The organism is Streptomyces sp. CNQ085 (assembly GCF_022614595.1).
Classification (GTDB): Bacteria; Actinomycetota; Actinomycetes; order Streptomycetales; family Streptomycetaceae; genus Streptomyces.
The window spans coordinates 14,347-28,509 of the sequence record NZ_JAJFAU010000050.1 but is presented as its reverse complement, the minus strand read 5'-3'; the positions used below and the strand labels follow the sequence as shown (position 1 = coordinate 28,509).

At 71.7% G+C, this 14,163-nt stretch carries 12 protein-coding genes; 4 read left to right on the top strand and 8 right to left on the bottom strand.

Features of this window, described 5'->3' with window-relative positions; all coding sequences use genetic code 11:
• Positions 1 to 80: 80 nt before the first annotated feature.
• Complete coding sequence (locus tag LJ221_RS11425) at positions 81 to 1,106, bottom strand: ATP-dependent 6-phosphofructokinase (protein WP_241715954.1); 1,026 nt, start codon at positions 1,104 to 1,106, stop codon at positions 81 to 83.
• A gap of 321 nt (positions 1,107 to 1,427) precedes the next feature.
• Here LJ221_RS11425 and pta point away from each other — a divergent pair, with 321 nt between their 5' ends.
• From pta to pyk, 3 genes are read left to right on the top strand one after another with little or no spacing between them, the layout of a single operon-like run.
• Positions 1,428 to 3,620: a phosphate acetyltransferase gene (pta, locus tag LJ221_RS11420; protein ID WP_241715952.1), complete on the top strand. Its 2,193-nt coding sequence runs from the start codon at positions 1,428 to 1,430 to the stop codon at positions 3,618 to 3,620.
• Positions 3,617 to 4,843 carry an acetate kinase gene (locus tag LJ221_RS11415; RefSeq protein WP_241715950.1) on the top strand — a complete coding sequence of 409 codons (1,227 nt, stop codon included), beginning with the start codon at positions 3,617 to 3,619 and terminating at the stop codon, positions 4,841 to 4,843. Before pta ends, LJ221_RS11415 begins: the two co-directional genes overlap by 4 nt.
• 54 nt (positions 4,844 to 4,897) lie before the next feature.
• Positions 4,898 to 6,325, top strand: coding sequence for a pyruvate kinase (pyk, locus tag LJ221_RS11410; RefSeq protein WP_241715948.1), 1,428 nt, complete (start codon positions 4,898 to 4,900; stop codon positions 6,323 to 6,325).
• 79 nt (positions 6,326 to 6,404) lie between these two features.
• On the opposite strand, the gene LJ221_RS11405 is transcribed toward pyk, so the two are convergent.
• From LJ221_RS11405 to LJ221_RS11390, 4 genes are all read right to left on the bottom strand, one after another.
• Complete coding sequence (locus LJ221_RS11405) at positions 6,405 to 7,652, bottom strand: hydrogenase expression protein HypF (protein WP_241715946.1); 1,248 nt, start codon at positions 7,650 to 7,652, stop codon at positions 6,405 to 6,407.
• The gene (locus tag LJ221_RS11400; protein WP_241715944.1) at positions 7,642 to 8,181 is read right to left on the bottom strand and encodes a DUF6114 domain-containing protein; all 540 of its coding nucleotides are present in this window, start codon (positions 8,179 to 8,181) and stop codon (positions 7,642 to 7,644) included. The genes LJ221_RS11405 and LJ221_RS11400 overlap by 11 nt, the downstream gene beginning before the upstream one ends.
• A gap of 104 nt (positions 8,182 to 8,285) precedes the next feature.
• Positions 8,286 to 8,903: a DUF6230 family protein gene (locus LJ221_RS11395; RefSeq protein ID WP_241715942.1), complete on the bottom strand. Its 618-nt coding sequence runs from the start codon at positions 8,901 to 8,903 to the stop codon at positions 8,286 to 8,288.
• A 578-nt stretch (positions 8,904 to 9,481) separates the two neighbouring features.
• Positions 9,482 to 10,456, bottom strand: coding sequence for a tetratricopeptide repeat protein (locus LJ221_RS11390; RefSeq protein ID WP_241715940.1), 975 nt, complete (start codon positions 10,454 to 10,456; stop codon positions 9,482 to 9,484).
• Between the two features lie 172 nt (positions 10,457 to 10,628).
• On the opposite strand from LJ221_RS11390, the gene LJ221_RS11385 reads away from it, so the two are divergent.
• Complete coding sequence (locus tag LJ221_RS11385) at positions 10,629 to 11,303, top strand: TetR/AcrR family transcriptional regulator (protein WP_241715938.1); 675 nt, start codon at positions 10,629 to 10,631, stop codon at positions 11,301 to 11,303.
• Positions 11,304 to 11,369: 66 nt separating this feature from the next.
• On the opposite strand, the gene LJ221_RS11380 is transcribed toward LJ221_RS11385, so the two are convergent.
• The 3 genes from LJ221_RS11380 to LJ221_RS11370 all read right to left on the bottom strand — a co-directional run bounded on the left by LJ221_RS11380 (position 11,370) and on the right by LJ221_RS11370 (position 14,083).
• Positions 11,370 to 13,070 carry a methylmalonyl-CoA mutase gene (locus LJ221_RS11380; RefSeq protein WP_241715936.1) on the bottom strand — a complete coding sequence of 567 codons (1,701 nt, stop codon included), beginning with the start codon at positions 13,068 to 13,070 and terminating at the stop codon, positions 11,370 to 11,372.
• A gap of 117 nt (positions 13,071 to 13,187) precedes the next feature.
• Positions 13,188 to 13,526, bottom strand: coding sequence for a DUF3817 domain-containing protein (locus tag LJ221_RS11375; protein WP_241715935.1), 339 nt, complete (start codon positions 13,524 to 13,526; stop codon positions 13,188 to 13,190).
• Between the two features lie 47 nt (positions 13,527 to 13,573).
• Positions 13,574 to 14,083: a MarR family winged helix-turn-helix transcriptional regulator gene (locus tag LJ221_RS11370; RefSeq protein ID WP_241715933.1), complete on the bottom strand. Its 510-nt coding sequence runs from the start codon at positions 14,081 to 14,083 to the stop codon at positions 13,574 to 13,576.
• Positions 14,084 to 14,163: the final 80 nt, after the last annotated feature.

Sequence of the window (14,163 nt, the reverse complement as noted above, 5' to 3'; positions counted from 1 at the left end):
GGGCGGCCCCGGGCGAGGGGCACGCGCGGCGGGCGCGGGATCGCTGTGGCGGCGGCCTCGGGTGCCACCGGGCGCACCGGTCAGAAGACGGCTTCGGTCTCGTCCATCCGGTCTTGCGGCACCGTCTTCAGCTCGGCGACCGCCTCGGCCAGCGGAGCCATGACGATCTCGGTGCCGCGCAGGGCCGTCATCATGCCGAAGGCGCCCCGGTGCGCGGCCTCCACGGCGTGCCAGCCGAAGCGGGTGGCCAGCACGCGGTCGTACGCGGTGGGGGTGCCGCCGCGCTGCACATGGCCGAGGATGACCGGACGGGCCTCCTTGCCCAGACGGTGCTCCAGCTCGATGGCGAGCCGGTTGCCGATGCCGGTGAAGCGCTCGTGCCCGTACTGGTCGATCTGCCCCTTCTCATAGGGCATCGAGCCCTCGACCGGGCGCGCGCCCTCGGCCACGCAGACGACCGCGAACTTCTTGCCGCGCGCGAAGCGGTCCTCGATCATCTTGCACAGGTCGTCGATCTGGAAGGGCCGCTCGGGCACGCAGATGCCGTGGGCGCCGCCGGCCATCCCCGCCTCCAGCGCGATCCAGCCCGCGTGGCGCCCCATGACCTCGACGACCATGACCCGCTGGTGGGACTCGGCCGTCGTCTTCAGCCGGTCGATGGCCTCGGTGGCCACGGTGACGGCCGTGTCGAAGCCGAAGGTGCGGTCGGTGGCGGAGATGTCGTTGTCGATCGTCTTGGGCACGCCCACCACGGGCAGCCCGGCGTCGGCGAGCATCCGGGCGGCGGTGAGGGTGCCCTCGCCGCCGATCGGGATGAGCGCGTCGAGGCCGAGCCTGTCCAGCAGCTCCTCGGAGTTCCGGCATGCCTCCCGCAGCCGGTCGCGCTCCAGGCGGGCCGAGCCCAGGATGGTACCGCCTCTGGCGAGGATGCCCGAGACGGAGTCGATGTCGAGTTCGCGGTAGCGGCCGTCGAGCAGGCCCTTGAAGCCGTCTTCGAAGCCGATGACTTCGTCGTGCCGGTCGACCACGGCGCGGTGCACGACCGAACGGATCACGGCGTTCAGACCGGGGCAGTCGCCGCCTGCGGTGAGGACTCCGATGCGCATGGGGATCGCTTCTCCTGCTCGCTGCTGGTTCGGGGGTGCGCCGCCGCGATTGTTTCACGCTCTGAACACATTCCCGCCTCCCGTCTCACATAGCGTTCGAGACACGACCGGCACGCGGCATCGCGGGCACAGCGGTAGGGTCAAGGTTAGTCAGAGGAACGAGTGTCCGGACGGGTCTTCCCAGGGCTTTCGCGGCCGGACTTTCCGCTAGCCCCCGCGGTCGCTCCGGCTCTCCGGCACTTTTCCGCCACGGCGCGCCCGGGTACCCGACGGAGCGGCACGACCCGGAGGGTCCGGGCGCGACGAGCAGGGAGAGCGCACGTGACGCGCAGCGTGTACGTGACCGGCATCGGCCGCGGGGACGGCCGGCAGGTTGTGGAGCTGGGAGTCATGGAACTCCTGTCCCGGCGGACCGGCCGGGTCGGCGTCTTCCGCCCGCTGGCCCACGACGGCCCCGACCCCATCTACGACCTGCTGCGCAGCCGCTACCGGCTCTCCCAGCCCGCCGGGACGGTGGTCGGGCTCGGCTACGACGAGGCCGTGGCCGTCCTGGCCGACCGGGGCACCGACGAACTGGTGTCCCGCCTGGTGGACCGTTTCCACACCGTCGCCCGCGACTACGAGGCCGTCCTCGTCCTGGGCACCGACTTCGCCGACACCTCCCTGCCCGCCGAACTGGCGCTCAACGCCCGGCTGGCCAACGAGTTCGGCGCCCCGGTGCTACCGGTCGTGGCCGGCACCGGTCAGGACACCGACTCGCTGACCGCCGAGGTCCGCAACGCCTACCACGCGTACGCCTCGCTGGGCTGCGAGGTCCTCGCGATGATCGCCAACCGGGTCGCGGACGGCGCGGCGGCCGGCGCCGTCGGCCTGGACGGGAACCTGCCGGTTCCGGTGTACGCCTTGCCCGAGGACCCCGCGCTGGCCGCGCCGACCGTCTCCCAGGTCGCCCAGGCGCTGGGGGCGAAGGTACTCCAGGGGGATCCGGCCGGGCTCGCCCGCGATGTGCGCGGCTTCGTCTTCGGCGGCGCGACGCTGCCGACCTTCCTGCCCGCCCTGACCGAGGGCTGCCTGGTCCTCACCCCCGGAGACCGCGCGGACCTGGTCGTCGGCGCGCTGGCCGCCCACTCGGCGGGCTCCCCCGCCATCGCCGGGGTGCTGCTCACCGTCGGGGAACACCCCGGGGAGGACACGATGGCGCTGGCCGCCAGGCTCTCCCCGGGCACTCCGGTGCTGTCGGTGCCCGGCGGATCGTTCGCCACCGCCGGGGAGCTGATGTCCCTGGAGGGCAGGCTGACCACGGCCAATCCGCGCAAGGCGGAGATCGCGCTCGGTCTCTTCGAGGGCCATGCGGACACCGCCCGGCTCACCGATCTGCTCTCGGTGGTCCGCGGCGACCGGGTCACCCCGATGATGTTCGAACACGAGCTGATCGAGCGGGCGCGGTCCGACCGCCGCCACGTCGTCCTGCCCGAGGGCTCCGAGGAGCGGGTGCTGCGGGCTGCCGAGGTGCTGCTGCGCCGGGGGGTGTGCGACCTGACGCTGCTGGGCGACGAGACCGAGATCCGCAAGCGCGCCGCCGAGCTGGGCATCGACCTGGGCCTGCTCGGGCCCGAGGAGCTGCCCGAGGGGACGGGCGCCTCCGCCCGCGCCGTGGACCCGTACACCTCGCCGCTGCGCGAGCGCTTCGCCGAGCTCTACGCGAAGCTGCGCGCCCACCGGGGCGTCACCCACGAGCTGGCCTACGACCAGGTGGCCGACGTCTCCTACTTCGGCACTCTGATGGTCCAGGAGGGGCTGGCCGACGGCATGGTCTCGGGAGCGGCCCACTCCACGGCGGCGACGCTGCGGCCGGCCTTCGAGATCATCCGCACCAAGCCGGACGCCCAGATCGTCTCCTCTGTGTTCTTCATGTGCCTGGCCGAGAAGGTGCTGGTCTACGGCGACTGCGCGGTCAATCCCGACCCGAACGCCGAGCAGCTCGCCGACATCGCCGTCCAGTCCGCCGCCACCGCCGCCCGGTTCGGCGTGGACCCGCGGATCGCGATGCTGTCGTACTCCACCGGCACCTCCGGCTCCGGCGCGGACGTGGACAAGGTGCGGCGGGCGACGGAGCTGGTGCGCGAGCGTCGCCCGGACCTGCTGGTGGAGGGGCCGATCCAGTACGACGCGGCGGTGGAGCCGTCGGTGGCGGCGACCAAGCTGCCGGAGTCGAAGGTCGCGGGTCGGGCCACCGTGCTGGTCTTCCCGGACCTGAACACCGGCAACAACACCTACAAGGCCGTCCAGCGCTCGGCCGGGGCGGTGGCCGTCGGCCCTGTCCTGCAGGGCCTGCGCAAGCCGGTAAACGACCTCTCGCGCGGCGCGCTGGTGCAGGACATCGTCACCACCGTGGCGATCACCGCGATCCAGGCGCAGCACGGCCGGCGGACCGCGGACACGGCTGCCGGACCCGCCGCGTCCACCGAACCCACAGAGTCCACCGGTCCCGAGGGGAAGGCTGCGCACGAGTGAGAGGCACCCGCGTCCTCGTACTGAACACCGGCTCCTCGTCGGTGAAGTACCAGCTCCTGGACATGGCCGACGGCTCCCGCCCGGTCTCCGGCCTGGTCGAGCGGATCGGCGAGCGCACCTCGTATCTGCGCCACGCCCCGGCCGGCGGGCCGCGGCGCGAGCGCGAGGAGCCGGTGCCCGACCACCGGGCGGCGCTGGGGGCGGTCGCCGACGAACTGGCCCGCGACGGACTGGGCCTGGACTCCCCCGAACTGGCCGCCGTCGGACACCGGGTGGTGCACGGCGGGCGCCGCTTCACCGAGCCGACCGTGATCGACGACGCGGTGCTGGCCGAGATCGAGCGCCTGGTGCCCGTCGCGCCGCTGCACAACCCGGCCAATCTGGCGGGCATCCGCACGGCCATGGCGCTGGCGCCGCATCTGCCACAGGTGGCGGTCTTCGACACCGCCTTCCACACGACGATGCCGGAGTACGCCGCCCGGTACGCCGTCGACACCGCCGTCGCCGACGCCCACCGGGTGCGCCGCTACGGCTTCCACGGCACCTCGCACGCGTACGTCTCACGCAGGGCGGCCGAGCTGCTGGGCCGGGATCCGTCAGAGGTGAACGTCATCGTGCTGCACCTGGGCAACGGCTCCTCGGCCTCCGCGGTGCGCGGCGGGCGGTGCGTGGACACCTCCATGGGGTTCACCCCGCTTGAGGGCCTGGTGATGGGCACCCGTTCGGGTGATGTCGACCCGGCGGTGGTCTTCCACCTGGCGCGGGTCGCCGGGATGTCGGTCGACGAGATCGACACCCTGCTGAACAAGCGCAGCGGCCTGCTGGGCCTGTGCGGGGACAACGACATGCGGGAGGTCCTGCGCCGGATGGCGGGCGAGGGGCCGGACGCGGAGTCGGCGAAACTGGCCTTCGACGTCTACGTCCACCGGCTGAAGAAGTACATCGGCGCCTACTGCGCGGTGCTCGGCCGGGTGGACGCGGTGGCCTTCACCGCCGGGGTCGGCGAGAACGCCGCGCCGGTGCGGCAGGCCGCCGTCGACGGGCTGGAGGGTCTGGGCCTGGCCGTGGACGCGGAGCTGAACGCCGCCCGCGGCGGCGGCCCCCGGCTGGTGTCCCCGCCCACCGCGCGGGTGGCGGTGGCCGTGGTGCCCACCGACGAGGAGCTGGAGATCGCCGGCCAGACGTACACGCTGGTGGGCGACGGCACCGTGGGACGGAAGTGAGCCAGCTCACCCCCTGGAACGTTCCGCCACTGAACAAAAGATAGGATCGCCCCCATGCGCCGTTCCAAAATCGTCTGCACCCTGGGCCCCGCCGTGGACTCCTACGATCAGCTCAAGACGCTGATCGAGGCCGGCATGAACGTGGCCCGCTTCAACATGAGCCATGGCAGCCACGCCGAACACGAGGAGCGCTACCACCGTCTGCGCAAGGCCTCCCGGGAGACCGGGCGCGCGATCGGCGTGCTCGCCGACCTCCAGGGGCCCAAGATTCGCCTGGGGACCTTCGCCGACGGCCCCGTGGAGCTGGTGCGCGGTGACGAGTTCACCATCACCACCGAGGACGTCCCCGGCGACCGCACGATCTGCGGCACCACCTACAAGGGCCTGCCGGGCGATGTCTCCAAGGGCGAGACGGTACTGATCAACGACGGCAACGTCGCCCTCCAGGTGATCGACGTGGACGGTCCCCGGGTGCGCTGCATCGTCATCGAGGGCGGTGTGATCTCCGATCACAAGGGCATCAACCTGCCCGGTGTGGCGGTCAACGTCCCGGCCCTGTCGGACAAGGATGTCGACGACCTGAGGTTCGCGCTGGGGATGGGCTGCGACATGGTGGCGCTGTCCTTCGTGCGCGACGCCGCCGACGTCCGCGATGTCCACCGGGTGATGGACGAGGTGGGCCGCCGGGTGCCGGTGATCGCCAAGGTCGAGAAGCCGCAGGCGGTGGAGAACATGGAGGACGTGGTCCTCGCGTTCGACGGCGTGATGGTGGCCCGCGGCGACCTGGCGGTGGAGTACCCGCTGGAGAAGGTGCCGATGGTGCAGAAGCGGCTGATCGAGATGTGCCGCCGCAACGCCAAGCCGGTGATCGTGGCGACCCAGATGATGGAGTCGATGATCACCAACTCCCGGCCCACCCGCGCCGAGGCCTCCGACGTGGCCAACGCGATCCTGGACGGCGCGGACGCGGTGATGCTCTCGGCGGAGTCCTCGGTGGGCCAGTACCCGATCGAGACGGTCAAGACGATGTCGAAGATCGTGCAGGCCGCCGAGGAGGAGCTGCTCTCGCGCGGCCTCCAGCCGCTGGTCTCCGGCAAGAAGCCGCGCACCCAGGGCGGTTCGGTGGCCCGTGCCGCCTGCGAGATGGCGGACTTCCTCAACGGCAAGGCGCTGGTCGCCTTCACCAAGTCCGGCGACACCGCCCGGCGGCTCTCCCGCTACCGGGCGGCCCAGCCGATCCTGGCCTTCACCACCGAGCCCTCCACCGCCTGCCAGCTCACGCTGAGCTGGGGCGTGGAGTCCTTCGTGGTGCCGCACGTGGACCACACCGACGACATGGTGGACCTGGTCGACGCCGAGCTGCTCAAACTCCAGCGGTACAACACCGGCGACACCATGATCATGACGGCCGGCTCGCCCCCCGGCATCCCCGGCACCACCAACATGGTGCTGGTGCACCACCTGGGCGGCGACGAGCACTGACCCCGGCCCGGGAACGGCGGACGGGCGGTGGCCCGCGTACCTCCGAGAGGTACGCGGGCCACCGCCCGTCCGCCGCGGGTCAGTCGTTGTAGAGGTTCATGCCCGGGATGTGCAGCTCGCCGCCGAACTGACCTGCCTGCCGGACCGACACGTCCGTGAAGAACACCTCGGGGATGTTCAGCGGCGGCGGCGACTCGGGGCTGAAGGTGATCGGGACGAGTCCGAAGAGCTTGCCCTTGAGCTCCTCGGTGTACATGGTCACCGTGCCGTCGCGGATGGTGGAGGTGCTGCCCCTGGCGGCCCTGACGTGCGCGGTGCTGCCGCCGGGCCCTTCCACCAGCTGGTGCAGGTCCCGGATGTCCACCGAACGGGCGGTGAACTTCAGGACGTTCTTGACCGTGCCGTTGTGGGTGCGGACTTTGACGATGCCCTGGTAGTCCAGGCCGTGGAGGGCCAGCAGGCTGGTCTCCAGCAGCCAGGGGGCATTGGGCAGCACCGCCTCGGTCCGCTCCTCCTCGGCCTCGGCCAGTGCCTCGGCGTCGTGGGCGGGGCAGGGGAAGGGCTCCTTGCCGGAGGCGTCCGCCCGGGGGGCGGCCGCGTCGTCCACCGGCTCCCCGGCGGCCTCCTCACGTGCCTCGCCGGCGGCGTCCTTCACCGGGGTGTCGGAGCCGCCGTCCCCGGTCTGCCCTGACCGTGACGGACTCGGCGGGGCGGAGGGCTCCGTCGCGACCCCGGCCTCCCCGTCCTCTCTGCCCTCCCCGTCGTCTCCGTCGTCCGGGGTGAACAGGTCCTTGATGGCGTCTCCGATGCCCAGCGGGTCCAGCGGGTCGCGCTTCCCGGTCTCCGAGGGACTCGGCTCGGGCTCCGGCGTACCGGCCTCCTCCCCGCCACCTCCGGCGCCGCCGGAGCCGGTCCCGCCGGCCAGGGGTCCGGCGGGCGCCGTGGTGCCGGGCTCGGGCGTGGTGCCCGGCTTCGCCTCCCCGCCGGCCTGCTCATCCCTGTCGTCCCTGTCGTCCCTGTCGTCCCGGCTGGACTCGCCCTCGCCCGCCTCCCGGTCGCCGTCCTTCTCCGCCTCCCTGTCGGGCGCGGTCACGCACGGCCCGTCCTGGAAGGGGTTCTTCGGCAGCGGCTCGGCGAGAGCGAGCCTGGGCGTCAGCCCCATGCCCATGAGCACGGCCGACGGCATGGCGGCCAGGGCTATCGCCTTGCTCGCGGGAACGTGCAGCCGGGTCAGCAGCGGCTTCCTCGGGGCGGCGTGGCGCGGCCCGCTCTTCGTACGCCGGGGCGGCGCGGCCGCGTCCTCCCGGTACAGCTCGTCAGGCGTCACGGCGCGCCCCGTTCTGTCCGTCATCCACCCCCGCGGAGGCCGGCTCGACGATGGCCAGATCCACCTCCCGCGGAGCCTCTTCGGGCGCGGGGCCGCCGGAGGCGCCCCCGGTCTCCGCGGGATCGGCCGGCCGCTCCTTGATCTGCACCCAGGAGACGCCCATGGCGCCGCCGACCATCGCCAGCAGGAAGCCCACGAAGAGACCTCCGAGGTTGGAGACCACCAGCGAGACCAGGGCCAGCAGAATGGCGGCGACTCCGCTGAACACCCGGGAGTGCGGCTGGAACCACAGGGTCAGGCCCAGCACGAACAACAGCACGCCGATGATCAGCGATCCGGAGCCCGTGGTGGTCGCCAGCCGGAAGGACAGCTGGCTCAGGCTGGGATCGGCGTACGGGATCCAGATGATCGGCACGCCGCCCAGCAACGTCAGCAGTCCTGCCCAGAAGGGGCGCCGCCAGCGCCACAGGCGGAACGACTGCCGCCAGTGACCGATGCGTTCACGTGCTCCCGGCGACTCGGCACTCATCAGAAAACAGCTCCCTAGGGCCGAACTGTCCATAAAGATCGATGGCACTGCGGGGAGACGGGAGACCGGCTCGGCGGCCCCCCGCTCCCTTTCCGCTCAGTGCGTCAGAAGCACTCGTTCCTGCCCTTGGCCACGTTCAGCGAAAGACCGGAGAGCTTGAAGGTGCCGGCGCTGGTGGCCCAGGACATCTGCTTGACGTCGGTGAGCAGCGCCTCGTCGGCCTCCTGGGCGAAGGAGCCCGGAAGCACGGTGTCCCCGGGCTTCAGGCCCGGTCCCTTGCTCGTGTCGTTCGCCGAGACGCCGATGTTGATGTTGGTGAACGTGGCGTCGGCGTCGAGCTGGTCGAGATCGATGTAGAGGTTCTTCGCCTCGACGACCTTTCCGTCGTTGCCCGCGTTCAGCTTCACCGAGACATCGCCGAAGACCGGGACGGGGATCACGACGGACTGGCACAGGCCCCTGAGCTCGGCGCTCTTGAAGGCCGACACCGCGACGGGGACCTCCTTGCCCCCGTGCACGGTGTCGATCGTGCCGTACTGCACGAACCCCCTGCCGTCCAGCCGGTCAACCGAGACCTTCGCCTGCTGACCGGAGACGCTGAACGACGCGGCGAGTGCGCCCTGTGCCAGGGCGACCCCGACCGCCGCCGTGGCGGCGACGCTGGGGACCATGACGACGGCGAACCGCTTCCATCTGGTCCCGCCACGAGCCACAGACTCCATGACTTTCCTCCTTCTCGGACGTACATCTCCGGCCCGGGCCGGACCCGGACGGGATGGGAGAAGTGCTACGTCCTCGGGAAGGGGAGCGCCGGTACCCGGATTCATCGGATTCCGAAGCGCCGGCGACCACCCCCGAGCGACAACCACTCGGCCACGCTCTCGCGTGACCTGCCGGACAGGCCCCGCCCTTCGGCGGGGACCCCCCTGTCCGCGGCCGGCGTCACCGACGCCGGCCCGCCCGGTGGGGACCCATGGTCCGGCTGTGCCCGGATGTGGTGTGCCGGGCTGCGGACGATGGACCGAGCGTGGCCGATCGTGGTCCATGAGAGGCCGGGACACAAGGGGCTCGTTACTTGGGGGTAACGGGAAGACGACAGAAACAGTGCCCGAAGTGATGATTCACGCACCCGCGGTCACGGCGGGAAGCAATGGGCGGGCGAGCCAAGAGGACTTGGCGGGACCAAGCACCCCAGGCGGTTTACTGCGAGTAACAGCGGCCGCGATTACCAAGTTTCGATAAAGTCGCGGCCGCTGTTGATCACTGTGTCAATAAGCCCCGGACCACCGGAACCGGCAGATCAGAAGAGCACCCGGGCAAGGGCGCCACGTGCCGCGACCACCCTCGGATCCTCCTGTCCGACCACCTCGAAGAGCTCCAGCAGACGGACGCGGGCGGTCTCCCGGTCGTCCCCCGCCGTACGGCGGACCGTCTCCACCAGCCGGCCGAAGGCGTCCTCGACGTGCCCGCCCGCCAGATCGAGGTCGGCCGCCCTCAGCTGCGACCGTACGTCCGCCGGCGCCTCGGCCGCCTCCTCGCGCACCCGGGCCGCGTCCAGCCCCTGAACGCGCTGCAGCAGCTCGGCCTGGGCCAGGCCCAGCTTGGCCTCGGTGCTGGCCGGATCACCGGCGAGTACGTTCCGGTACGCCTGGATCGCACCGCCCAGATCCCCCGCGTCCAGCGCGGCGTGGGCGGCGGCCAGCGCCGGGTCCTCCGGGGCGGCGGGCGCGGCCGGGGTCTGCTCGCCGCCCTCGCCCTCCCCCGTGGAGACGCCGGTGATGCCGAAGCGCTGCTCGGCGACCTGGACGAGCTGGTCCAGCACCTCACGCACCTGCTGCTCGGGCGCCGCGCCCTGGAACAGCGGCAGGGCCTGGCCGGCCACCACCGCGAAGACGGCCGGGATGCCCTGCACCCCGAACTGCTGGAAGAGCATCTGGTTGCGGTCGACGTCGATCCTGGCGAGGAGGAGGCGCCCGGCGTACTCGCGCACCAGCCGCTCCAGCAGCGGCCCGAGCTGCTTGCACGGATCGCACCACTCGGCCCAGAAGTCGATGACGACCGGGACCTCGGCGGAGCGCTGGAGCACCTCCTGCTCGAAGTCCGCCTCCTCGACATCGATCACCAGGGGCACCGGGGCCGCTCCGGAATCACCGGCCCCGCCCTGCTGCCGTGCGGCCCGTGCACGGGCCTCCTCGGCTTTCTGCTTGGCCTCCCCGGCCGCCTTCACCGCGGCGAGGTCGACCACTCCGCTCATGGACATGTTGCGTGGCTGCATGTGACCAGTCTCCCCCGTCCCGGGACCGTTCCGTGCAGCGTGCCGCACATCGGCGCCGGGTCCCCGTCCGGCGCCCGTGGTTGTCGCGTGATCACCGCCGGCTCCGGGGCACCGGAACCGGCGTTTCGATACGCCTCGTAGCGTAACTCATGGCCGCGGCTACAGTCACCCCATGACCGATTCCGCCCGACGCACGGGCAGGCCGCGCAGCGCCGCGGCGGACCGCGCGATCCTCGACGCGACGCGCTCGGCGCTGGTCGAGCTGGGGTGGGGCGGGCTGACCATGGGCGGTGTGGCCGTGCGCGCGGGAGTGGCCAAGACCACCCTCTACCGCCGCTGGGCGAGCAAGAGCGAGATGGTCGTGGACGCCGTCGCCGTCCTCTTCGACGAACTGGAACTGCCGGACCTCGGCAGTCTGCGTGCGGACTTCGAGGGCGTGGTGCTCTCCTTCGCCGCGCTGCTGGAGCGGCCGGAGACGAAGACGGCCCTGATGGCCGTCGTCGCCGAGGCCACCCGCGACGACGCGCTGCGCGCCCGTATCCGCACCGCCGTCGTGGAACGCCAGAAACACCTGGTGGTGGAGGGCTGCCGCCGCGCCCAGGCCCGCGGCGAACTCCCGCCCGACGCGCCCGGCCCGGAGGGCACCGCCGCGGCCGACCGCGCCGTCGACCTGGTCTTCGACGTGATCGCGGGCGCGGTCGTCCACCGCTCACTGGTCAGCTCGGAGAAGGCCACCCCGGCGTGGGCCCGCGCCCTGACCGCCCTGCTGCTGCACGGTCTGTCAACCATCGCCGGACCCACCGCCGAGTCCGCGCCGGACGGCTCCGGCGGCCCCGTGGACGCCTGACGGTCTCCGGTGCCGTCCGGCGGGGAAATCCCTCCCGCCCCCGCCCCCCCGGACCCGGGTACCGCCTCAGAAGCCCGCGGGCTCGGTGTAGACACCCCACTCCTCCCGCAGTACCCCGCAGATCTCGCCCAGCGTCGCCTCGGCCCGCACCGCGTCCAGCATGGGCTCGATCATGTTGGAACCGTCCCGGGCGGCGGCCAGCATCCCGTCCAGGGCGGCGCGCACGCGCGCGTCGTCACGCCCGGCCTTGCGGTCGGCCAGCACGCGCACCTGCTCGCGCTCGACCTCGTGGCTGACCCGCAGGATCTCCAGGTCGCCGGTGACCGAGCCGGTGTGGCAGTTGACGCCGACCACCTTCTTCTCGTCCTTCTCCAGCGACTGCTGGTAGCGGAAGGCCGCCTCGGCGATCTCGCCGGTGAACCAGCCGTCCTCGATGCCGCGCAGGATGCCGGAGGTGATCGGGCCGATGGGGTGCTGTCCGTCGGGCACCGCGCGGCGGCCTCGCTCCTTGATCTGCTCGAAGATCTTCTCGGCGTCGGCCTCTATCCGGTCGGTCAGCGCCTCGATGTACCAGGAACCGCCCAGCGGGTCGGCCACGTTGGCCACGCCCGTCTCCTCCATCAGCACCTGCTGGGTGCGCAGCGCGATCTCCGCGGCCTGCTCGCTGGGCAGGGCGAGGGTCTCGTCCAGGGCGTTGGTGTGCAGGGAGTTGGTGCCGCCCAGCACCGCCGCCAGCGCCTCCACGGCGGTGCGCACCACGTTGTTGTACGGCTGCTGGGCGGTGAGCGAGACGCCCGCGGTCTGGGTGTGGAAGCGCAGCCACTGCGCCTTCTCGCTCTTCGCGCCGTACACGTCCCGCATCCAGCGCGCCCAGATCCGCCGGGCGGCGCGGAACTTGGCGATCTCCTCGAAGAAGTCCAGGTGCGCGTCGAAGAAGAACGACAGGCCGGGCGCGAAGGCGTCCACGTCCAGGCCGCGCGAGAGGCCCAGCTCCACGTAGCCGAAACCGTCGGCGAGGGTGTACGCCAGCTCCTGCGCGGCCGTCGAGCCGGCCTCGCGGATGTGGTAGCCGGAGACCGACAGCGGCTTGTACGCCGGGATACCCCGCGCGCAGTGCTCCATCAGGTCGCCGATCAGGCGCAGGTGCGGCTCCGGCTCGAAGAGCCACTCCTTCTGCGCGATGTACTCCTTGAAGATGTCCGTCTGGAGCGTGCCGTTGAGGACGGCGGGGTCCACGCCCTGGCGCTCGGCGGCCACCAGGTACATGCAGAACACCGGCACGGCCGGGCCGCTGATCGTCATCGAGGTGGTGACCTCGCCCAGCGGGATGTCCCGGAAGAGGATCTCCATGTCGGCGGCGGAGTCGATGGCGACGCCGCAGTGGCCGACCTCGCCCAGGGAGCGCGGGTCGTCGGAGTCGCGGCCCATCAGGGTGGGCATGTCGAAGGCGACCGACAGCCCGCCGCCGCCGGCCGCGAGGATCATCTTGTAGCGCTCGTTGGTCTGCTCGGCGTTGCCGAAGCCGGCGAACTGGCGGATGGTCCAGGTCCGGCCGCGGTAGCCGGTGGGATACAGACCGCGGGTGAAGGGGAACTCACCGGGCCAGCCGATCCGCTCGAACCCCTCGACGGTGTCGCCGGGCGCGGGGCCGTAGACCGGCTCGACGGGATCGCCGGAGAGCGTGGTGAAGTCGGCGTCCCGCTTGCGTGCGGCGTCGTACCGGGCCTGCCAGCGGCGGCGGCCCTTTGCGATGGCGTCAGCGTCCATACGCACAAATTTACTAGGACGTCCAAGTAATTGTCGATGGAGGACCGCCGGGTGCGGCGCGGCGCACACGGACGGTCCAGCGGGCCTCGACCCCGGGGCCCGGGCCCCGGGGACCCCTCAGGCCCCGGCGGGGACGGCCGTCTCGTCCTCGACCAGCGGCTCGACCTCGCGCGACACCTTCCGCTCGACGAAGAACGCGGCGGTGGGGACGGTACCCGCGAGCAGCACCCAGGCCAGCTTGCCGAACCTCCACTTCGCCTTGGAGCCCAGGTCGAAGGCGAAGACCAGGTACAGCACGTACAGCCAGCCGTGGGCGATGCTGATGACGCTGGTGAAGCCCTCGGCCCCGTCCGTCTCCAGCAGGTACTTGCCGATCATGCCGACGACCAGCAGGACCAGCAGGACACCGGTGACGTAGGCCATCACCCGGTAGCGGGTGAGCACGCTCTTCTTCATGCACACGAGCGTAACCGGCGCTCCGCGGGACCCGGCGGGGGCCCGGCTCAGCCCTCCTTGAAGTCCCCTGCGGCCACACGCAGCGGCCTGAGCAGCGCGAAGATCTCGTCGCACTCCTCGTCGTCGTAGGCGCCGAGACCGAAGTCCATCGCCATCAGGTCGCGGGTGGCCGCCTCGCACACCTCGCGCCCCCGGTCGGTGATGGAGGCGAGCGTGCCGCGGCCGTCGTTGGGGTTGGGGCGCTTGGCCACCAGACCGGACCTCACCAGGCGGTCGACGGTGTTGGTCACGGAGGTGGGGTGGACCATCAGCCGCTCGCCGATCCTCGACATCGGCAGCTCGCCCGCCCTGGAGAAGGTCAGCAGCACCAGCGCCTCGTAGCGGGCGAAGGTCAGCCCGTAGGGCCTGACGACGGCGTCGACCTCCGCGAGCAGGATCTGGTGCGCGCGCATGACCGAGGTGATCGCGGCCATCGCAGGTGCGGAGCCCCATCGCCGCTTCCACAGTTCGTCGGCGCGGGCGATCGGGTCGAACGTCAGACTGAGCGGCTTCGGCACGGCTACGACCTTACCGGCCGGTCACATCGCGGTCAGCTCCGTCTCAGCAATCGGGCCGCCCGGCGGCTGCGCCGCCGGGC